Annotated in this window: 19 protein-coding genes; 10 read left to right on the top strand and 9 right to left on the bottom strand. The window is 65.8% G+C overall.

Translation table 11 applies throughout. The features are described from left to right. Position 1: 1 nt before the first annotated feature. On the bottom strand, positions 2-1,402 hold the full coding sequence (locus C2862_RS06130) for a GntP family permease (RefSeq protein ID WP_136219224.1): 1,401 nt from the start codon (positions 1,400-1,402) through the stop codon (positions 2-4). A 146-nt stretch (positions 1,403-1,548) separates the two neighbouring features. Beyond that, complete coding sequence (locus tag C2862_RS06125; protein WP_136219223.1) at positions 1,549-2,802, bottom strand: sialidase family protein; 1,254 nt, start codon at positions 2,800-2,802, stop codon at positions 1,549-1,551. A gap of 247 nt (positions 2,803-3,049) precedes the next feature. Here C2862_RS06125 and C2862_RS06120 point away from each other — a divergent pair, with 247 nt between their 5' ends. The 5 genes from C2862_RS06120 to C2862_RS06100 all read left to right on the top strand — a co-directional run bounded on the left by C2862_RS06120 (position 3,050) and on the right by C2862_RS06100 (position 8,134). Next, positions 3,050-4,024 carry a tripartite tricarboxylate transporter substrate binding protein BugD gene (locus C2862_RS06120; RefSeq protein ID WP_136219222.1) on the top strand — a complete coding sequence of 325 codons (975 nt, stop codon included), beginning with the start codon at positions 3,050-3,052 and terminating at the stop codon, positions 4,022-4,024. A gap of 133 nt (positions 4,025-4,157) precedes the next feature. After that, complete coding sequence (locus C2862_RS06115) at positions 4,158-4,622, top strand: tripartite tricarboxylate transporter TctB family protein (protein ID WP_136219221.1); 465 nt, start codon at positions 4,158-4,160, stop codon at positions 4,620-4,622. 11 nt (positions 4,623-4,633) lie between these two features. Next, positions 4,634-6,139 (top strand): tripartite tricarboxylate transporter permease, encoded by a 1,506-nt coding sequence (locus C2862_RS06110; RefSeq protein ID WP_136219220.1) that lies wholly within the window; start codon positions 4,634-4,636, stop codon positions 6,137-6,139. Positions 6,140-6,460: 321 nt separating this feature from the next. Next, a complete protein-coding gene (locus tag C2862_RS06105; protein WP_136219219.1) occupies positions 6,461-7,582 on the top strand; it encodes a porin in 1,122 nt (373 codons plus the stop codon). 99 nt (positions 7,583-7,681) lie between these two features. Next, positions 7,682-8,134, top strand: a complete 453-nt coding sequence (locus C2862_RS06100; protein ID WP_136219218.1) for a PaaI family thioesterase — start codon at positions 7,682-7,684, stop codon at positions 8,132-8,134. Positions 8,135-8,160: 26 nt separating this feature from the next. Here the strand turns inward: C2862_RS06100 and C2862_RS06095 are convergent, their stop codons facing one another. Beyond that, positions 8,161-8,979, bottom strand: a complete 819-nt coding sequence (locus C2862_RS06095) for an IclR family transcriptional regulator (protein WP_136219217.1) — start codon at positions 8,977-8,979, stop codon at positions 8,161-8,163. A 496-nt stretch (positions 8,980-9,475) separates the two neighbouring features. Between C2862_RS06095 and C2862_RS06090 the strand changes: the two genes are divergently transcribed. From C2862_RS06090 to C2862_RS06070, 5 genes are all read left to right on the top strand, one after another. After that, entirely contained in the window at positions 9,476-10,339 is an 864-nt protein-coding gene (locus C2862_RS06090) for a branched-chain amino acid ABC transporter permease (protein WP_136219216.1), read from the top strand. Beyond that, positions 10,339-11,361, top strand: a complete 1,023-nt coding sequence (locus tag C2862_RS06085) for a branched-chain amino acid ABC transporter permease (RefSeq protein ID WP_136219215.1) — start codon at positions 10,339-10,341, stop codon at positions 11,359-11,361. The genes C2862_RS06090 and C2862_RS06085 overlap by 1 nt, the downstream gene beginning before the upstream one ends. Beyond that, positions 11,354-12,118 carry an ABC transporter ATP-binding protein gene (locus C2862_RS06080; protein WP_136219214.1) on the top strand — a complete coding sequence of 255 codons (765 nt, stop codon included), beginning with the start codon at positions 11,354-11,356 and terminating at the stop codon, positions 12,116-12,118. Before C2862_RS06085 ends, C2862_RS06080 begins: the two co-directional genes overlap by 8 nt. Further along, positions 12,105-12,812 (top strand): ABC transporter ATP-binding protein, encoded by a 708-nt coding sequence (locus C2862_RS06075; protein ID WP_136219213.1) that lies wholly within the window; start codon positions 12,105-12,107, stop codon positions 12,810-12,812. Before C2862_RS06080 ends, C2862_RS06075 begins: the two co-directional genes overlap by 14 nt. 70 nt (positions 12,813-12,882) lie before the next feature. After that, entirely contained in the window at positions 12,883-14,064 is a 1,182-nt protein-coding gene (locus tag C2862_RS06070; RefSeq protein WP_136219212.1) for an ABC transporter substrate-binding protein, read from the top strand. A 2-nt stretch (positions 14,065-14,066) separates the two neighbouring features. Here C2862_RS06070 and C2862_RS06065 read toward each other — a convergent pair whose 3' ends face one another. The 6 genes from C2862_RS06065 to C2862_RS06040 all read right to left on the bottom strand — a co-directional run bounded on the left by C2862_RS06065 (position 14,067) and on the right by C2862_RS06040 (position 20,277). Next, positions 14,067-14,456, bottom strand: coding sequence for a CzcE family metal-binding protein (locus C2862_RS06065; RefSeq protein ID WP_229467310.1), 390 nt, complete (start codon positions 14,454-14,456; stop codon positions 14,067-14,069). 253 nt (positions 14,457-14,709) lie between these two features. Further along, a complete protein-coding gene (locus C2862_RS06060; RefSeq protein ID WP_136219211.1) occupies positions 14,710-15,915 on the bottom strand; it encodes a CaiB/BaiF CoA-transferase family protein in 1,206 nt (401 codons plus the stop codon). 15 nt (positions 15,916-15,930) lie between these two features. After that, positions 15,931-16,728 carry an oxepin-CoA hydrolase, alternative type gene (locus tag C2862_RS06055; RefSeq protein WP_136219210.1) on the bottom strand — a complete coding sequence of 266 codons (798 nt, stop codon included), beginning with the start codon at positions 16,726-16,728 and terminating at the stop codon, positions 15,931-15,933. After that, complete coding sequence (locus C2862_RS06050) at positions 16,725-17,867, bottom strand: acyl-CoA dehydrogenase family protein (protein ID WP_136219209.1); 1,143 nt, start codon at positions 17,865-17,867, stop codon at positions 16,725-16,727. The genes C2862_RS06055 and C2862_RS06050 overlap by 4 nt, the downstream gene beginning before the upstream one ends. Before the next feature lie 10 nt (positions 17,868-17,877). After that, positions 17,878-19,086: an acyl-CoA dehydrogenase family protein gene (locus tag C2862_RS06045; protein WP_136219208.1), complete on the bottom strand. Its 1,209-nt coding sequence runs from the start codon at positions 19,084-19,086 to the stop codon at positions 17,878-17,880. A gap of 9 nt (positions 19,087-19,095) precedes the next feature. Further along, complete coding sequence (locus tag C2862_RS06040) at positions 19,096-20,277, bottom strand: acetyl-CoA C-acyltransferase (protein ID WP_136219207.1); 1,182 nt, start codon at positions 20,275-20,277, stop codon at positions 19,096-19,098. Positions 20,278-20,287: the final 10 nt, after the last annotated feature.

The following is a 20,287-nucleotide window of genomic DNA, read 5'->3' as shown; positions in this document are numbered from 1 at the left end:
CTTACACCAGCCCGGTCAGGTAGTACACCGCGATCACGAAGAACACGGCCAGCGTCTTGATGACGGTGACGGCGAAGATCTCCTTGTAGGACTGCTTGTGGGTCAGCCCGGTCACCGCCAGCAGCGTAATGACGGCGCCATTGTGCGGAAGCGTGTCCATGCCGCCGCTGGCCATCGCCACCACGCGGTGCAGCACCTCGAGCGGAATCTGGGCCGCCTGGGCGCCGGCGATGAACAGGTCCGACATCGCGGCCAGCGCGATGCTCATGCCGCCCGAGGCCGAGCCGGTGATGCCGGCCAGCGAGCTGACGGAGACGGCGGCGTTGATCAGCGGGTCGGGGATGCTTTTGAGGGCGTTACCCACCACGACGAAGCCCGGCAGCGCGGCGATCACGCCGCCGAAACCGTATTCCGAGGCCGTGTTCATGGCCGCCAGCAGCGCGCCGCCGACGGCGGCCTTGGAACCGGCCGCGAAACGGTCCTTGATGCGGCCGAATGCGGTCAACACGACGAACAGGATGCCCATCAGCAGCGCGCCCTGCACCGCCCAGATCGCGACCACGGTCTTGATCGGGGTGGTCACCGGCGCCTTCAGGCCCGGCAGGATCTCCGGCGCGACCGTGAATTCGGCGCCGTACCATTGCGGGATCATGCGGGTCAGCGCGAAGTTGGCGACGCCGACCACGATGAGCGGCAGCAGGGCCAGCAAGGGATTTGGCAGCGACTTTGCCTGCGCGCGCTCCGGTTCGTTCTGCAGGTTGCTGCCGTAGCCCTCGCCCGCGGCCAGCGCGGCGCGGCGGCGCCATTCCAGGTAGGACAGGCCGACCACGATGATGAACAGCGAGCCGATCGTGCCGAGGATGGGCGCGGCCCAGGAGGTAGTCTTGAAGAAGGTAGTCGGGATGATGTTCTGGATCTGCGGGGTGCCCGGCAGCGAATCCATGGTGAACGAGAACGCGCCGAGGGCCAGCGCGCCCGGCATCAGGCGCTTCGGGATGTTCGACTGGCGGTACAGCTCGGCCGCGAACGGATACACGGCAAACACGACCACGAACAGCGACACGCCGCCATAGGTCAGCAGCGCGCAGACGGCGACGATCACGGCGTTGGCGCGCGAGCGGCCGATATAGCGCACGGCGGCGGCCACGATCGACTCGGAAAAGCCCGACAGCTCGATCAGTTTGCCGAAGACGGCGCCCAGCATGAAGACCGGGAAATACAGTTTCACGAAGCCGACCATCTTCTCCATGAAGATGCCGGAAAACACCGGCGCTACGGCGGCCGGGTCGGTGAGCAGGACCGCGCCGAGGGCGGCGATCGGTGCGAACAGGATGACGCTGTAGCCGCGATAGGCGGCAAACATCAGGAACGCCAGGGCGGCGAGTACGATCAGAAATGACAAGGGTGCTCCTCTTCTCTTTTATGGTCCGCCCGCGTGTTGCGGGGCGGTGGATTGCGACTGCGTGCGCCCGCGATGGGCGCGCGGATGGCGGCCGCGACGGGCGGCATGATTATTGGCGATCGTTGCCGGATTTGAAATACGTAGAATTACCGTACTGACGCGTCGGGCCGGCCACGCATCAGCCACACCCGGCTTCTCTCCCCCGGGACCAGGCTGCTGTTGACAAGCGCCATCTGTCCCGCGCGATCCACCGCCAGCTTCCGGCCCAGCAGCCCCTGCTGGCTGCCGTTGCTGCCGCCCGCCGGCGCGTCGCTGCCGGGCACGGCGGCAGGCTCCGTGAAGCTGCGTCCGGCGTCGCGCGAGACGGCCAGGCCGAGCGAGACCGGACGCTCCGACGGGCCGAGGTTTTCCCAGGCGAGCGCGAGGCCGTCCCGGCCGTCGCCCGCCAGCATGGGATAGGCGGCCCCGGGCGCGGAGACGGTACGGGCCGGCGCGAAGCCGCCGGCTCGCAGGCTCGTGTAGCGGACCTCCGGCCGGCGGCCGGGGGCATGCAGCGCATACGCCAGGTGCAGCCTGCCGGCGCCGTCGACTGCCAGGCTGGGCGCATCCGCGCGGCCTTCTGCGCCGGTCAGCAGCGGCGCGCCGAAGCTGGCGCCGCCATCCGTCGAACGCGCCACCCGGATGCGCGCCGCGGCGTCTTCGCCCACGGTCCAGGCCAGGTAGACGGTCGCGCCCGCACCGGCCGCCAGCGCGGGCGCACGCGCCGGCTGCCTGCCATCCCCGGCAACCACGCGCGCTGCCCAAAAGCTTGCGCCGGCGTCGCGCGAGCGGGCGACCCACAAGGCGCCCTCGTATTCGGTCCAGGCGGCCACCAGGCTGCCGTCGTTTGCGGCCACGAGATCGAGGCTGCCGTTCGACCAGACGTCGCGGCTGAGCCGGCCCTTGCCGTCGCCGCCGCGCGAACGCGACAGGTTGAGGGGTGCGGAGAAGGTTTTGCCGCCGTCGCGCGAGCGCGCGAACAGGATGTCGCCGCCGTGCGAGCCGCCGGAGAAAATGATTTCCTGCCACAGCAGGTAGACGTGGCCGGGTCGGCGCGGGTCAGCGGCGATGCGCGGCAGCCATGAAAAAGTCGCGGGACTGCGCGATACATTGACGGGCGGACCGGGGCGGCCGCTTTCGGGCACGGCGCGCAGCCAGACGTCCCTGCCGCCCTGCTCGACCCAGGCGACCAGCTGGCCGCCGCCGGGCCTGGGGGCGACGGTGGCGTCGTCGACGTAGTCGTAGCGCGACAGGTTCTGGCGCCACGGCCCCTTTTCGCCGCCGCCCGCGGCGATCTCGACGGTGTCCTGCCAGCCCGGGGCGGCGCCCAGCGCGAGTGCGGCAAAAAGTGTGCGCAGCATGATGGCCTCCGCTTCCAGCCTAGCATCCTGCGCACGCGAGAGGCCACGCGCAGGGCGGAAAAATGCGCTCCGCGCTAATATGGATGAGCATTTCCCCAACTGGCTATTGCGGTTTTCCCTTAGTTGCCAACCGAACTATTTACTGGTACAACCGAGGCTGCGTACATACCTGTTAAACAACACCCGGCTACGGGGGCACAGGTGGACGGCAGCACAACACATATAAACAGAGACCGAGGAAGACACCATGAAGATCACCCTGATGCGCGCCGCCGCATGCCTGGCACTGTTCGGCAGCGCCTTCGCCCACGCCCAGACCTACCCGACCAAGACGATCACCATGATCGTGCCGTTCGCGGCCGGCGGCCCGACCGACACCGTCGCACGCCTGGTGGCCCAGTCCATGGGCAACAAGCTCAAGCAGCAGATCATCATCGAGAACGTCGGCGGCGCCGGCGGCACGATCGGCGCCGCGCGCGTCGCCAAGGCGGCACCGGACGGCTACACGCTGTTCCTGCACCATATCGGCCACTCGACCGCGCCTTCGCTGTACCGCAAGCTCTCGTACAACGCCCAGACCGACTTCGAGCCGATCGGCCTCGTCACCGACGTGCCGATGACCATCGTCGCACGCAAGGACTTCCCGGCCAAGGACATCAAGGAATTCCTGAGCTACGTGAAGGCCAACAAGGACAAGGTCACCTACGCCAACGCCGGCGTCGGCTCGGCCTCGCACCTGTGCGGCATGCTGCTCATGACCGCCATGGGCACCGACCTCACCACCGTGCCGTACAAGGGCACGGGTCCTGCCATGAACGACCTGCTCGGCGGCCAGGTCGACATCATGTGCGACCAGACCACCAACACCACCAGCCAGATCAAGAGCGGCAAGATCAAGGCCTACGCGGTCACCACCAAGACCCGCCTGGCCAACATGCCCGACCTGCCGACCCTGAACGAATCCGGCCTGCCGGGCTTCGAGGTCGCCGTCTGGCATGGCCTGTACGCGCCGAAGGGCACGCCGAAGCAGATCGTCGACACCCTCGCCGGCGCCCTGCAGACGGCCCTCAAGGATCCGAACGTGAAGACCCGCTTCGCCGACCTCGGCACCGAGCCGGTCGCCGAGAAGCGCGCCACGCCGGAAGCCCTGCGTGCTCACGTCAAGGCCGAAATCGAGCGCTGGTCGCCCATCATCAGCAAAGCCGGCGTCTACGCCGACTAAGACTTCGTGAAGAACACCAGGCCGCCGCGGGGGGATCCTCCGCGGCGGCCTGGCGCCTGCGCGTGCGCTCGGGGGGAGACTGAGGCGGCGCGACGGCGGGACAGCATTCAAACAGCAATAAAAGGAGCGTGCAGTGCCTTCATTCATCCGCCATCCAAAGGACTTTTGGACCGGCATCATCTTTCTGTTCATCGGACTCGCCGCCATCATCATCGGCCGCGACTACCCGATGGGGTCCGCCGGCCGTATGGGTCCGGCATATTTTCCTACCGTGCTGGGCGGCATGCTCGCCCTGATCGGCCTGATCGGCGTGATCCGCTCCTTCCTGCGTCCGGGTGAAGCGATCGGCAAGTTCTACATCAAGGAAATCGTCCTGATCCTGGTCGCCGTCCTTCTGTTCGGCTTCCTGGTGCGCGGCGCGGGCCTGGTGCCGGCGGCCCTGGTGCTGATCCTGATGAGTGCCTATGCCAGCCCCAAGTTCACCTGGGGCGCTTCGATCCTGCTGGCGGTCGGCCTGGCCGTGTTCGCGGTCGTCGTCTTCGTCAAGTTGCTCGGCTTGCCGATGCCCATCCTCGGCCCATGGCTCGGTTTTAACTAAGAAGAACAGACATGGAAATCTTTACCAATCTCGGACTGGGCCTGGAAACGGCCTTTACCATTACCAACCTGCTCTACTGCCTGATCGGCGTATTCGTCGGCACCGCCGTCGGCGTGCTGCCGGGCCTGGGTCCGGTCGCCACCATCGCGATGCTGCTGCCGGCCACCTTCGGCCTGCCGCCGGTGTCGGCACTCATCATGCTCGCGGGTATCTACTACGGCGCCCAGTACGGCGGCTCGACCACCGCCATCCTGGTCAATCTTCCGGGGGAATCGTCCTCGGTGGTGACAGCCATCGACGGTTACCAGATGGCGCGTAACGGCCACGCCGGCAAGGCGCTGGCGACCGCTGCGCTCGGCTCCTTCTTCGCCGGCTCCGTCGCCACCGTCCTGCTGGCCCTGTTCGCGCCGCCGCTGGCCGACCTGGCCCTGAAGTTCGGCCCGGCCGAGTACTTCTCGCTGATGGTGCTGGGCCTGGTGGCCTCGGTCGTGCTGGCCAGCGGTTCGCTGCTCAATGCGATCGGCATGGTCATCGTCGGCCTGCTGCTGGGCCTGGTCGGCACCGACGTCAACTCGGGCGCCGCACGCTACACCTTCGACCTGCCTGAACTGGCCGACGGCGTGAACTTCGTGATCGTCGCGATGGGCATGTTCGGCATCGGCGAGATCATCCGCAACCTCGAGCACGACGAGGGCCGCACGCTGATGATGAAGAAGGTCAAGGGCCTGATGCTGACGAAAGAGGACTTCAAGCGCATCATCGCGCCGGTCCTGCGCGGCACCGTGCTCGGCTCGGCCCTCGGCATCCTGCCGGGCGGCGGCGCCATGCTGGCCTCGTTCGCTTCCTACTCGATCGAAAAGAAGGTCTCGCCGAACTCCGCCAACTTCGGCAAAGGCGCGATCGAAGGTGTGGCGGCGCCCGAATCGGCCAACAACGCCGGCGCCCAGACCTCGTTCATCCCGATGCTCACCCTGGGCATTCCGTCGAATCCGGTGATGGCGCTGATGATCGGCGCGATGATCATCCAGGGCATCCAGCCGGGTCCGGCCGTGATGACCGAGCAGCCTGCCCTGTTCTGGGGCCTGATCGTCTCGATGTGGATCGGTAACCTGTTCCTCGTCGTGCTGAACCTGCCGATGATCGGCCTCTGGGTCAAGATGATCATGGTGCCTTACCACCGCCTGTATCCGGCCATCCTCATGTTCTGCGCGATCGGCGTGTTCAGCCTGAACAACAGCCAGTTCGACGTCTACCTGATGGCATTGTTCGGCCTGTTCGGCTACATCTGCGCGAAACTGGGCGCCGAGCCGGCGCCGATGCTGCTGGGCTTTATCATCGGCCCGATGATGGAAGAATACCTGCGCCGCGCGCTGCTGCTCTCGCACAGCGACCCGCTGGTCTTCGTCCAGCGTCCGATCAGCGCCACCATGCTGGCCCTGGCGGTGGCGGCGATGACGGTGGTGCTCCTGCCGTCGCTGAGGAAGAAACGCGAGGAAGCCTTCCACGAGGAAGACTGATCGCCTGAGCGGATCCTGTGATCCTCATGAACGCCCCCGCCATGCAGATGCCGGGGGCGTTTTCCATTGGTGCGCCGCGCCGAATCGGACCTTCTTGTCCACTTCTATCGCTTATTCAACACACTTCTTGTGCGAAATTGCACAAAGGCTTCGCAAGTGGCATGAAGTTGTTGACAGTATTGATGCAAGAAAATACAGTTTCAGAATAGATGGCTGAGTTCCACCAAGAGAAACGCCGCCGCTATACCTGCCCTATCGCAGTACCCGCCGTCCGGCCTCGTCGGGGCCGGAGCACCTTGAAAACCAGGAGACCGCATTAATATGAAGAAGACCATCCTTGCAATGGCCGCACTGGCAGCTTGCATGTCGACCGCCTCGGCGCAGACCAGCGTCACCATCTACGGCATCGTCGACGCCGGCATCGCCCACACCACCAACGACGGCCCGACCGGCGACCGCAACACCGTCGAAGCCGGCCAGATGCAGACCTCGCGCTGGGGCTTCAAGGGCACCGAAGACCTGGGCGGTGGCCTGAAGGCTCGCTTCGCACTCGAAGGCACCCTGCTGAACGACACCGGCGCCGCCGGCGTCAACACCGGCACGCCCGCATCGACCTCGCTGTTCGACCGTGAAGCCAGCGTCGGCATCGCCGGCAACTTCGGCTCGATCGACCTCGGCCGCCAGAATCTCCTGGGTATCGGCTCGGTCGGCCTGGCCGACCCGATGGGCCTGGCCTTCGCCGCTACCAGCCCGAACGTGCTGTTCGGCGCAATGAACTTCGGTGCTGTCTACGGCGCCTTCGGCACCAACGGCGCCGGCAATAGCGCCCTGCGCCAGTCCAACTCGGTCAAGTACGTTTCGCCGAGCTTTGGCGGCTTCGGCTTCGGCCTGATGCACGCCTTCGGCGAGCAAGCCGGCGGCATTCAGCGCTCGTCCTACTCGGGCGTCTCGGCCTTCTACAACGGCGGCCCGATCGGCGTCGCCGGCGCCTACGCCCGCATGAAGAACAACCTGAACACCGACCTGCTGACCTCCTACGGCGTCGGCGCCAAGTACACCATGGCACGCGCCGTGATCAAGGGCACCTACATCCGTAACGAAGTCGACAGCACCAACCGCACGATCGCGGTGGCCGGCGTGGGCGTGGACGTTCCGGTCGCACCGGCAATGACCCTGACGGCAGCGGTGTACAACACCAAGCGCTACGGCGACCAGTTCGACCAGGACTCCCAGCAATACCACCTGATCGGCCGCTACGCGCTGAGCAAGCGCAGCACCATCTATGCCGCCTATACCCGCGCCAACACGAGCAACGTCGTCGACCTGGCTTCGGGCACGGCGGCAGGCTTCGGCGCCGGCATCATCAACCTGGCGCAAGGCGTGGTCGCTCCTGGCAGCGACAAGGCCAACCGCTTCACGGTCGGCGTGATGCACATGTTCTGATGCAGGCTTCGGCTTGACAGAGTAGGATGCGCTGTTAATTCATGCGCCGCGGCGGCCCTCGGGCCGCCGTATTTTTTTGTAGCACAGGATCGTATTGACATGACACCACACGACGACACCGCCGTCCCCGCGGGCTTCGAACGCCTCAAGCGCGGCGGCCCCTACATGGCCGGCCTGGGCTCGCTCTACTGCAAGCGCGAGGACGGCAAGATCACGATCGCGATGCGCGTCGCCGAGCAGCACACCAACATGCGCGGCATCGTCCACGGCGGCATGCTGGCCAGCCTGGCCGATTCCAGCCTGGGCCTGGGCCTGGCGCTCTCCTGCGACAACCGGCACTCCTTCGTAACCGTCAACCTGAGCACCGACTTCCTCGACGCCGCCCGCCCAGGCGACTGGATCGAGGCCGAGATCAACATCGGCCGCATCGGCTCGCGCGTCGCCTTTGCCGACTGCGTGCTGATGGCGGGCGAACGGCGCGTGCTGCGCGCGAGCGGCGTGTTTGCGGTGATGAAGCCACTGACGGCGGCGCAGCTGGATGCGGGGTACTAACTCGTAGGGTGGGCAGCGCATGAGCCCTAGCTCTCCAGCCGCCCCGCGATCTCGATCAGGCGCGGCCGCACCTCATCCAGCAGGAACTCCTTCGATACACTCGACGACGGCCCGCCGCAGTTGATCGACATGAGCTGGTTGCCCCCGATCGGCACGAAGCCCACCGCGATGCCGTTGACGTCCTTCTGCCACTCGCCGAAGGAAGTGGTGCAACCGTACTGCGCGTAGTCGCGCTCACCGCGCGCGATGGCGGCAAGGACCGCCTCGTAGGCGATTTCGTCGAGCTCGCGGTAGCGTGCCAGGATGTCCGCTCGTTCCTGTTCGCTGGCCTTGACCAGGTAGGCGCGGCCGATCGCGGAAACCGCCAGCGGCATGCGCGAGCCGACCTGCAGCGCCAGCGCCAGCGCCGCCGTGCTGCGGCAGACCTCGATGTAGATCATCGACAGGCGGTCGCGCACCGCGATCGAGACCGTGGTGCCGGAGAATTCGGCCAGCTCCTGCATCATCGGGCGCGCCAGCTGGCGGATGTCGAGCCGCGCCAGCATCGCGCTGCCCAGGCCCAGGGTGGCGGTGCCAAGGATGTAGCGCCCGCCCGTGTCCTGCACCAGGTAGCCGAGACGCGTGAGCGTATAAGTGAAGCGCGTGACGGTGGATTTCGGCAGGCCGCAGCGTTCCGCAATCTGCTGGTTCGTCAGGCCCTTGTCGGCCGAACGGAAGCAGGCCAGCACTTCCAGCCCGCGCGCCAGGGCGGTGATGAAATAGCGCTCTTCGTTCTTGCGCGCCGGGTCGAGGTGTTCGGTGCCCTCGGGGTCCTGCCCAACCGTGTCGCTGTCGATCGCCTGCATTCTGGTCCCCTGTCTGGACGTTGCGGATACGGGCCCGCCCCTCGCGTAAAAGAGGCTTTGCCGGGAAGCGCAAGGCATGGCACACTGGCCGTGCGTTCGCACCGATGAGATGCCTGTTCCAGCAGGCCCGTCGCCCTCACACAGCGCCGACCGGCGCCGATTTTCGGTATGAGAACAAAACGTTGCTACTCATCTGAAATTATCGTATCCTTTTTTTGTTCCATTTTACACCCTGCAGTTTTGCAGAGTAAAACTAAAATCGCTGAACCCACCGGGTGCGCCCCATGCGCGCCCACTCCGAGGAGTCGCATGTTCACGCATCATGTGCTGGCGAAATCGATGGCGACGCAGGCCGTATCCGGGCTTGCCGGCAGCGCCATCCGCTCCTCTCTTCCACAGACCGCTCTAGCGCAACGAGGTGCAGTCATGCAGTAAGACTCGCCACGCCCGCGGCATCCAAATCACACACGATCACACCAATAATGGAGACACGATTTTGGAGCTTTTCCTGCAACAAGTCCTCAACGGGCTGACCCTTGGAGGGGTCTACAGCCTGGTGGCACTCGGGCTCACGCTCGTCTACGGCATCCTGCACGTGCCGAACTTCGCGCACGGCGCCTTCTACATGGCGGGCGCCTACTCGGCCTTCTTCATCATGACGAAGCTGGGCCTGAACTACTGGTGGGGCATGCTGGGCGCCGCCGTCGTCGTGGCCCTGATCTCGGTGCTGTCCGAACGCCTGGTTTTCCATCCGCTGCGTAAAGCACCTTACCTGCACCACATGATCGCCTCGATCGGCATCCTGCTGTTCCTGGAAGCGGGCGCGCAGGCGATCTGGGGCGCGGACTTCCACCGCATGGACACGCCGTACACGCAGTTGCTCGAGTTCGGCGGCCTGACCCTGCCGGCCCAGCGCCTCCTGATCATCGTCGCGGCCTTCCTGCTGGTCGGCCTCTTGCAGCTGTTCCTGAAGAAGACCGTCACCGGCGCGACCATCGTCGCGATGGCCCAGAACCGCGAAGGCGCGGCCCTGGTCGGCATCGACGCCACCCGCGTCGCGATGATGACTTTCGCGATCGCCGGCGCGCTGGCCGGCATGGCCGCCGTGCTGTATGCGCCGATCAACCTGGTCTACACCTCGATGGGCAACCTGGTCATTACCAAGGCCTTCGTCATCATCGTGCTGGGCGGGATGGGCAGCGTGCCGGGTGCGATCGTCGGCGGCCTGATCATCGGCTTTGCCGAAGCCTTCGGCGCCTTCTACATCTCGACCGACTACAAGGACATCATCGCCTTCGCGCTGCTGGTCCTGATCCTCTCTGTGCGGCCGCAGGGCCTGTTCGCGAAGGGAGCGCACTGATGAAACTCTTTAGTTCGACCACAGGCTGGCTGGCGCTGCTGGCGCTGGCCGTCGCCTTCCCCTTCCTGGCCGGGAACGACTATCACCTGACCGTGATGTCGACCGCCTATATCTACGCCATCGCCACCATCGGCCTGAATCTGATCACCGGTTACACCGGCCAGTACAACCTGGCGCACAGCGGCTTCATGGCCGTCGGCGCCTACACGGTCGGCATCCTGACGGTGGACCACCAGGTGCCGTTCTGGATCGCCTTCTTCCTGGCGGGCGTGTTCGCGGCCTTCCTCGGCTTCTTTGTCGGGATCGTGTCGCTGCGCCTGAAAACCCACTTCTTCTCGATCTTCACGCTCTGCGTCGGCTACATCATGTACCTCGTGATCGAGAAATGGGAAAGCCTGACCCACGGCACGGTCGGCATCATCGGCATCCCGGCGCCGCCCGACATCGCCGGCATCGATTTCACGTCGCCGCGGCCGCAGTACTACCTGGTGTTGTTCTTCCTGGTCGCGAGCCTGTGGATCATGCACCGCATCGTGCGTTCGCTGCTGGGCCGCACCTTCATGGCGATCCGTAACGGCGACGACCTGGCCCAGGCGCTGGGCATCAACCTGATGCGCAACAAGCTGCTGGCCTTCATGCTGTCGGTGTTTTTCGCCGGCCTGGCGGGCGCCCTGTACGCGGGCTTCGTGCGCTTCATCGGTCCGGGCGTGGCCAGCGTCGAGCACACCTTCGACATGACCATGTACATGCTGGTGGGCGGCATCGGCACCCTGCTCGGCCCCCTGCTGGGCGCGATCGGCGTGCCTTGGCTGACCCAGTACCTGCAGGTGCTGCAGGACTACCGTTTCGTCGTCTTCGGCCCGCTGCTGGTGATCCTGGTGATCTTCCTGCCGTACGGGATCGTCGGCACCTACATGAACCGCAAGCGTCGCAAGGAAGCGCTGGCGGCGCAAGCGGCCGCTCCCGCCGCGCCGCGCAACGTCACCCCGATCTCCGGCGCGAAAGGAGCGACCCATGCTTGAGATTAGCTCGCTCACCAAGCGCTTCGGCGGCCTGGCCGCCGTCAACGACGTCAGCGTCAGCTTCAAGCGCGGCACCATCAACGCCATCATCGGCCCGAACGGCGCCGGCAAGACGACCTTCTTCAACCTGGTCAGCGGCGCGATCGCACCGACGTCCGGCAAGGTGGTCTTCGACGGTCGCGACGTGACGGGCCTGCGCGCCGACCAGGTCGCCCGCCTCGGCATGGCGCGCACCTTCCAGTCGACGACCCTGTTCGACACGGCCACCGTGCTGGACAACCTGATCGTCGGCCACCGCCTGCGCACCCAGTCCGGCCTGCTCGATGTGATCCTCGGCTCGAAGCGCCTGAAAGACGAGGAACGCGTCTGCCGCGAAAAGGCGCGCGCCGCGCTCGACTTCGTCGGGCTGTCGCACGTCGAGAACCGCATCGCCGGCGACATCTCGCAGGAGGAAAGGAAGCGCGTCGCCTTCGCGCTGGCCTTGTCCACCGACCCGACCCTGCTGCTGCTGGACGAACCGGCGGGCGGCGTGAATCCGGAGGAGACGGTCGGTCTCGCCAATCTCATTCGCAAAATGGCCGACAGCGGCCTTACCGTCTGCCTGATCGAACACAAGATGGACATGATCATGAACCTCGCCGACAAGATCCTGGTGCTGAACTACGGCGAGAAGATCGCCGAGGGGACACCCGCCGAGATCCGCGCCAATCCGGTCGTCATCGAAGCCTACCTGGGGAGCGAACATGCTGCGGCTTGATAAAGTCTCCCTCTCCTACGGCAGCTTCCGCGCCCTGCACGACGTGTCGATCCACGCCGACGAAGGCGAACTGGTCGTGCTGCTCGGCTCCAACGGCGCCGGTAAAAGCTCGATCTTCCTGACCATGAGCGGCCTGCAGAAGGCGAGCACGGGCAGCATCCGCTTCGGCAACCACGAGCTGGTGGGGCGCAAGCCTTCGCAGATCGTGGCGGACGGGCTGGTGCACTGCCCGGAAGGCCGCAAGCTCTTCCCCGGCATGTCGGTGCTGAAGAATTTGACCTTGGGCGCCTACGTGCACCGGCGCGACAGCAAGGGCACGCAGAAGACCCTGGACGAAGTCTTCGAACTGTTCCCGATCCTGCATGAGAAGAAGGACCAGGCGGCCGGTTCGCTCTCGGGCGGCCAGCAGCAGATGGTGGCGATAGGCCGTGCGCTGATGGGCCGGCCGAAAGCCCTGCTGCTGGACGAACCCTCGCTGGGCCTGGCGCCGCTGGTCGTGAAGCAGATGTTCGAGGTCATCGCACGCATCAACAAGGCCGGCACCACGGTGCTGCTGGCCGAGCAGAACGCGTATGCGGCGCTGAACATCGCCAGCCGCGCCTACGTGATCGAACAGGGGCATATCGTGATGGAAGGCGGCCGCGACGAGCTGCTGAATAACGAACAAGTCCGCAAAGCGTATATCGGAGCATAGAACCAGCGGGGCATAGATCCCGACCCACCCCAGCAGTAACCACAACAAGCAAAAACTTAGGAGACGCAAGATGAAAGTGCAAGCCAAGTTCACCCGCCGCACCCTGCTGGCCGCTGCGGCCGCCACCCTCGCCTTCGCCGCCGGCGGCGCCCAGGCCCAGGAGGTCATCAAGATCGGCTACTCCGGACCGCTCTCCGGCGGCGCTGCCCTCTACGGCAAGAACGTCCTGAGCGGCATGGAAATGGCCGCCGCCGAAATCAATGCCAAGCCCTTGCAGATCGGCGGCAAGAATTACAAGGTCGAGATCGTCGCGCTCGACGACAAATACAACCCGGCCGAAACCGGCATCAACGTGCAGCGCCTGGTGCAGCAGCACAAGACCGCCGCCGTGCTGGTCCCGCACTCGGGCGGCGTGTTCGCGGTGCAGGGCATGAACGAGAAAGCCAACCTGCTGCTGCTGGCCTACACCAGCCTGCCGCAGGTAACCGAGCGCGGCAACAAGCTGACCATCCGCATTCCGCCTGATTTCACCGGCTACATCGCTCCGTTCACCAAGGCCATGATGACGCGCTTCGGCAAGAACGTCGCCATGGTGCAGGCCGACCACGACTATGCGAAAGCCTGGTCGGCCGCCTTCAAGCCGGTGTGGGAAGGTGCCGGCGGCAAGATCGTCGCCGAAAATCCAATGTCCTATAACAAGGCCACCGACTTCTACAGCGGTGTGAGCCGCGCCATCCAGGCGAAACCGGACGTCCTCTTCATCGGCGGCGCGTCCGAGCCGACCGCGCTGGTGGCCAAGCAGGCGCGCGAACTTGGCTTCAAGGGCGGCTTCATCGTGCTCGACCAGGCCAAGCTCGACGAGATGGCCAAGGTCATGGGCGGCATCGCGCCGCTGGAAGGCGCGATCGGCGTGATGCCGCTGGCGAACGACAACCGTCCGGAAGCCGTCGCTTTTGTGGAGCGCTATCGCAAGCTGAACCCGGGCAAGGACCCAAGCACCGAGATCAGCCTGAACTATTCGACCGTGCACGCGACCGTGGCCGCCATGAAGCTGGCCGGCACCACGACCGACGCCACGGCGATCCGCGCGCAGATGGAAAAAGCCTTCACCACCCTGCCTGCGATGTACAACCCGAACGACATCGACGGCCTGGACAGCAAGGGCGGTACCATCGCCAACACCATCCTGGGCACGGTCGAGGGCGGCAAGATCAAGGGTCAGTTCCTGCGAGCTCTGAACGCTGGGAAATAAGCCTAACGGATGACCGCCGGGAGCCTTGTATCCTGGCGGTCATTATCGTTGAACTGCGCCCGCTCCGAATACAAGGGGCTGGGCGCCACGTACACCCGCACCGGGTGTCCCAAGGCTCCGTTCGGGGCCACCTGGTTCAGATCAAAGGTCTGGACGATCGGGCTGGTGTTAAAGCTCCAGCCGAATTCGCCGCTGCCGTTCACGAAACGAACGGTATCGCCGGCAACCACATTAATCGATTGCATGCCCTGGTTCAGGTTGACGACGCGGGTGGCGGCATGCGCCGGCACGGGCGAACCAAGCAGGTCGGCGCGCGGCGTGACCGCCGTGGCCGACATGCAGGCCGTCAGCAGGGTCAGGCTGACGGCCGGAAGTAGAGGACGAGTAGACATGATGAGCGCTCCACGAGGCTGATGGATCTACATTCACTCTAGCTTTTAGAGCGCAGAATAAAAGCGCGGCAGGAAGGAATAATTTCGCGCGTTGGCGGTGGGAATGTTGGCTGGTGGCAGCCCACATGGTCACGCGGGCATGCCCGCCCTACGTCTCGCTACCGCCAACACTGGGGGTAACCGTTAACCGGTGCGCACCGTAGGGCGGGCATGCCCGCGCGTTGACAGAGTCCGCACGGAGGCGGCCCAAGCATCACACGACGCCACGTTCCTTCAAGCCCTTCAGGGTGTCTTCCGACAGCCCCAGCAACTCCGCCAGCACGTCCTTCGTTCCCTCCCCCAGCGTCGGCGGCGCCTTGCGCACCGGTAGCCGCTCGCCATCGAAACGGTACGGCGGCGACATCACATCGACCTCGCCCGCCACCGGGTGCGCCATCTTGTTCACCAGCCCGGCCTCGACCGCGCGCGGCGAGGTCATCGCCTCGTACAGCCCGGCTACTTCGCCGCAGGGAATGCCAACCTTCGTCATGCGTTCGAGCAGCTCCTTGCGCTTGCGCGCGCCGACGGCCTGGCGCAGCTGGGGAACGAGTTCGTCGCGGTGCTTGGTGCGCTCCAGATTGGTCTTGAAGCGCTCGTCCTCGGCCAGGTCGGGGCGCTCGATGACTTCCGTGCAGAAGCGCAGGTACTGGCTGTTGTTGCCGACCGCGATCACCAGCGGGCCATCCTCCGCCTCGTACACGCCGTAGGGCATGATCGACGGATGGGCATTGCCGAAGCGCGGTGGATCGTTCCCGCGCAGCAGCGCTTCCAGGCCGTAATAGGCCGTGATCATCAGGCCGCAGTCGAACAGCGCCATGCCGATATGGCGGCCGAGGCCCGTTTTTTCGCGGTCGTAGAGCGCCGCCAGCACGCCCTGGGCCGCGTACATGCCGGTCATCATATCGACGGCGGCGACGCCGAATTTCAGCGGCGGTTGCGTAGGCTCGCCGTTCAGGGCCATCAGGCCGGCCTCGCCCTGGATCACCAGGTCGTAGCCGGGCCGCGCCGCTTCCGGACCGGTGCGGTCGTAGCCCGTCACCGAGCAGAAGATCAAGCCGGGCTGCTCTTTTTTCAGATCCTCGTAGCCGAGGCCGAGCCGCTCGATGTCGCCGAACTTGAAGTTCTGGATCACGACGTCGCTCTTGCGGATCAGGTCGCGCGCGATGTCGCGGCCTTCCGGCGTCTTCAGGTCGAGACAGACCGAGCGCTTGTTGCGGTTGACGCTGTTGAAGTAGGCCGTTTCGGTATTCCCGACACGCATGCCCCAATCGCGGGTGTCGTCGCCGCGCTGCGGGTGCTCGACCTTGATCACTTCGGCGCCGAGGTCGCCCAGCACCATCGCGCACCAGGGTCCGGCCAGCACCCGCGACAGGTCGAGGACGCGCACGCCGGCCAGCGGCAGCTTGGATGTTGTTGTCACGTTCAGTCTCCGTCTTTATTGCTTGCGTCCGCGCAGGGACGCGAAATCCGGGGCACGCTTCTCGAAGAATGCCTTGATGCCTTCCTGCGCCTCGTCGTCGCCCTGCGATTCGGCCATCAGCTGGGCTTCCAGGTCGAGCTGCTGGCCCAGCGATGCGTGGCCGGCATGATCGCACAGGCGCTTGATGCGCGCGCCAGCATTCGCGGGGCCGCCGGCGATGCGCTCAGCCAGTTTCAACGCCTCGTCCAGCACGGTGCCCGGCGCCACCAGTCGGTTGACCGCGCCCAGCGCATGCAGGCGCGCGGCGGGAATCCGCTCGCCCAGCAGGCACAGCTCCATCATCTGCTGGCGCGGCAGGAACTCCGACAGGAAAGCGGTCGCGCCGCCGTCCGGACTCAGTCCGACCTTGATATACGCCATCGTGAAGAAGGCATTCTCGGCCGCGACCAGCAAATCGCAGGCCAGCGCCAGCGACATCCCGGCGCCCGCCGCCCCGCCCTCCACCGCCGCAATCACCGGCTTCGGGCAGGCACGCAGCGCGCGGATCTGTTCGTGCAGGCGGCCGATCTTTTCCAGGCGCTCAGGCACGGTGAGTTCGCGTCGCGTCGCCAGCTGGCGCAGATCACCGCCGGCGCAGAAGAAGTCGCCGTCGCCGGTGAGGACGATGGCGCCGATGCTTGGGTCGGCCGCGGCTTCTTCCAGCGCAGCCGGGAGCGCGTCATACAGCGCCGGCGTGATCGCATTCCTCGCCGCCGGGTTGCTGTTGACGAGGACGCGCACGGCGCCCTCGGTACGCACTAACAGGCCGCTCATGCAGCCTGCCGGCCGAGCGCAATGTAACGCTCGAGGTGGTGGTCTTCGTCGCCGAGCTGGTGGTCGATCATCACCAGGCGCTTGGCATAATGGGCCAGCGGCAGTTCCCAGGTCATGCCGATACCGCCGTGGAGCTGGATGCATTCTTCCGCCACCTTGGTGCCGATGCGGCCGATCGACATCTTGGCCGCGGACAGCGCGCGCTCGCGCGTAATGCGGTCTTCGCTGTCCAGCGCCGCAGCCGCGTTGATCACGGCGGAACGGGCCTGCTCGATTTCCAGCAGCAGGTCGGCCATGCGGTGCTGCAGGGCCTGGAAGCTGCCGATCGGGACGCCGAACTGCTTGCGGGTGCGCAGGTAGTCGAGGGTCGCTTCCTTGGCCGCTTCCATCGCGCCCAGCGCTTCCGCGCACAGGGCCAGGATGCCGCGGCCGACGGCGCGTTCCAGCGTCGCGTAGCCCGCGCCCTCTTCGCCCAGCAGCGCGCCGCCGTCCAGCAGCACGTTCTCGAAGCGCAGTTCGGCCACGTGGCCGCCGTCGATGGTCGGCGTGCCCGTCACGGTCAGGCCAGGCGTGCCGGCCGGGACCAGGAACAGCGAGATCCCGTTCTGCTCGTCGACCGGACCGGCGGTGCGCGCGGAGACCACGAAGACACCGGCCTGCTCGCCCAGCGCGACGACCGACTTGACGCCATCCAGCGCCCAGCCTTCGCCTTCGCGCGGGGCCATCAGGCTGACGCGCGCCAGTTCGTAGTGGGTGTCCGGCTCGTCGTGCGCGAAGCTGGCGATGGTGCTGCCGTCGGCGATCGATTCGAGGATGGCGCGCTGCGACTCGTTGCCGGCGGTCGCGATCGCCTCGGCCGCCAGCACGGCGCTGGCCAGCAGCGGTTCGAGCACCAGGCCGCGGCCCAGCGCCTCGAACACGACGGCGATGTCGAAACCGCCGCCGCCGAATCCGCCGTCTTCCTCGCGCATCAGCGCGCCGATGACGCCCAGCTCGGCGAAGTGGTTCCACATCTCGGGCGAGTAGCCCTCGGCGCTACCGGCGATCTTGTTGCGGACTTCAAAACCATAGCGCTCGGCGATGAAGCGGTTCAGGCTGTCGGCGAGCATGCGCCGTTCTTCGGTATGTTCGAAATTCATGGTCGTTCCTTTACAGCCCGAGGATCATCTTCGAGATGATGTTCTTCTGGATCTCGTTGGAGCCGCCGAAGATCGACAGCTTGCGGTTGTTGAAGTACTGGGCCGAGGCTGCCGGCGCAAAGTCGGGGCCGAAAGTCGGGCCTTGGTAGTCGGCATCCAGCATGTCCTGGGTGAACGGACGCGCATGCACGCCCATCGCACGGCGCGCCAGCGAGGTGATCTCCTGGCGGATCTCGGTGCCGCGGATCTTCAGCATCGAGCTCTCCGCGCCCGGCACGCCGCCGCCAGCGACCGCCGCGATCACGCGCAGGTTCGTCGTCTTCATGTTTTCGAGGTCGATCTCGACGCGCGCCAGACGCGCAGCGAAGGCCGGGTCTTCCGACAGCGGCTTGCCGTTGCGGGTCTGGGTTGCGGCGATCTTCTTCAAGCGCGCCAGGGCCGCCACCGAGAAGCCGACACCGGCGATGTTGGTGCGCTCATAGGTCAGCAGGTACTTGGCGCAGGTCCAGCCGGCGTTTTCCTCGCCGACCAGGTTCTCGGCCGGCACGCGCACGTCGGTGAAGAAGACTTCGTTGACTTCATGTTCGCCATCGAGCGTGATGATCGGGCGCACCTCGACACCCGGCGAATTCATGTCGATCAGCAGGAAGCTGATGCCCGACTGCTTCTTCGCTTCGCGGTCGGTGCGCACCAGGCAGAAGATCATGTTGGCGTGCTGGCCGAGCGTGGTCCAGGTCTTCTGGCCGTTGACGATGTAGTGTTCTCCTTCAGCGTCGGTGCCGCGCACTGCCATGGTCTTCACGGCCGCCAGGTCGGAGCCGGCGCCCGGTTCCGAATAGCCCTGGCACCACCAGTCGTCGCCGTTCAGGATGCGCGGCAGCCAGTAGGCTTTTTGCGCCTCGTTGCCGTACTTGATCAGGACCGGGCCGAGCATGTTGACGCCGAAAGGCACGATGCGCGGCGCATGGGCGATGGCGCTCTCGTTCTCGAAGATGAATTTTTCGACGGCGGTCCAGCCCGGGCCGCCGTACTGTTCCGGCCAGTGATTCGCCAGCCAGCCGCGCTCGTTGAGGATGGCGTGCCATTCCTCCATGTCGGCCTTGGTCAAGTGCTTGCCCTCGGCGACTTTATCGGACAGTCGCTTTGGCAGCTTCTCGGCCAGGAAGGCGCGCACTTCGGCGCGGAAGGCTTCTTCTTGCGGGGTGAAATTCAAATCCATGGCAGTTCCTCAGTAAATCTCGAACAGGCCGGCGGCGCCCATGCCGCCCGCGATGCACATCGTGACGACGGCGTACTTCGCCTTGCGGCGGCGGCCTTCCAGCAGCACGTGGCCGGCCAGGCGGGCGCCGGTCATGCCGAACGGGTGGCCGATCGAGATCGCGCCGCCGTTCACGTTGAGGCGCTCGTCGGGAATGCCCAGGCGCTGCTGGCAGTAGATGGCTTGCGAGGCAAAGGCTTCGTTCAGCTCCCACAGGTCGATATCCTCCACCTTCAGGCCGAAGCGCGCCAGCAGTTTCGGCACGGCGAACACGGGACCGATGCCCATTTCGTCCGGCTCGCAGCCGGCCACGGCCAGGCCACGGAAGGCGCCCAGCGGTTTCAAGCCGAGGCGCTCGGCCTCTTTCGCTTCCATCATCACGCAGGCCGAGGCACCGTCCGACAGCTGAGAAGCATTACCGGCGGTGATGAATTTGCCTTCGCCCATGACCGGCGCCAGTTTTGCAAGGCCTTCGTAGGTGGTGCCGCGGCGGTTGCAGGTGTCTTCCGAGACGGTGACTTCGCGCTTGCTGACTTCCTTGGTCTCCTTGTCGGTCACGGCCATCGTCGTGGTGCAGGCGACGATCTCCTCCGCATACCGGCCGGCCAGCTGCGCCTCTTCCGTCTTGCGCTGCGATTCGAAGGAGAAGCGGTCCTGCGCTTCGCGCGAGATGTCGTAGCGTGCGGCGACGATGTCGGCGGTCTCGATCATCGGCATGTAGAGGGCCGGCTTGTTCTCGAGGATCCACGGGTCCATGCCTGAGTCACCGCTGTCGCGGGTGCGGATCTGCGAGATCGACTCGACCCCGCCCGCGATCACGGCCGGGGCGCCGTCGACCACGATGCGGCCGGCGCCGATGGCGATTGCCTGCAGGCCCGAGGCGCAGAAGCGGTTGACGGTGGTGCCGGCGATGGTGATCGGCAGGCCGGCGCGGATGATGGTCTGGCGCGCGACGTTGCGGCCGGTCGTGCCTTCCGGGTAGCCGCAACCGAGGATGGCGTCCTCGATCAGGTTCGGGTCGATGCCGGCGCGCTCGACGGCAGCGCTTACGGCATAGGCGGCCAGCTGCGGGCCGGTGGTGATGTTGAATTCGCCGCGGTGCGCTTTCGTGAGCGGCGTGCGGGCGGTGGATACGATGACGGCTTCGCGCATGGCGAGTCTC

Origin of the sequence: Massilia sp. Mn16-1_5 (genome assembly GCF_004798585.1) — a bacterium.
Classification (GTDB): Bacteria; Pseudomonadota; Gammaproteobacteria; order Burkholderiales; family Burkholderiaceae_D; genus Telluria.
Note: the sequence above shows the minus strand (reverse complement) of the source record. Positions and strands in the feature narration are given on the sequence as shown.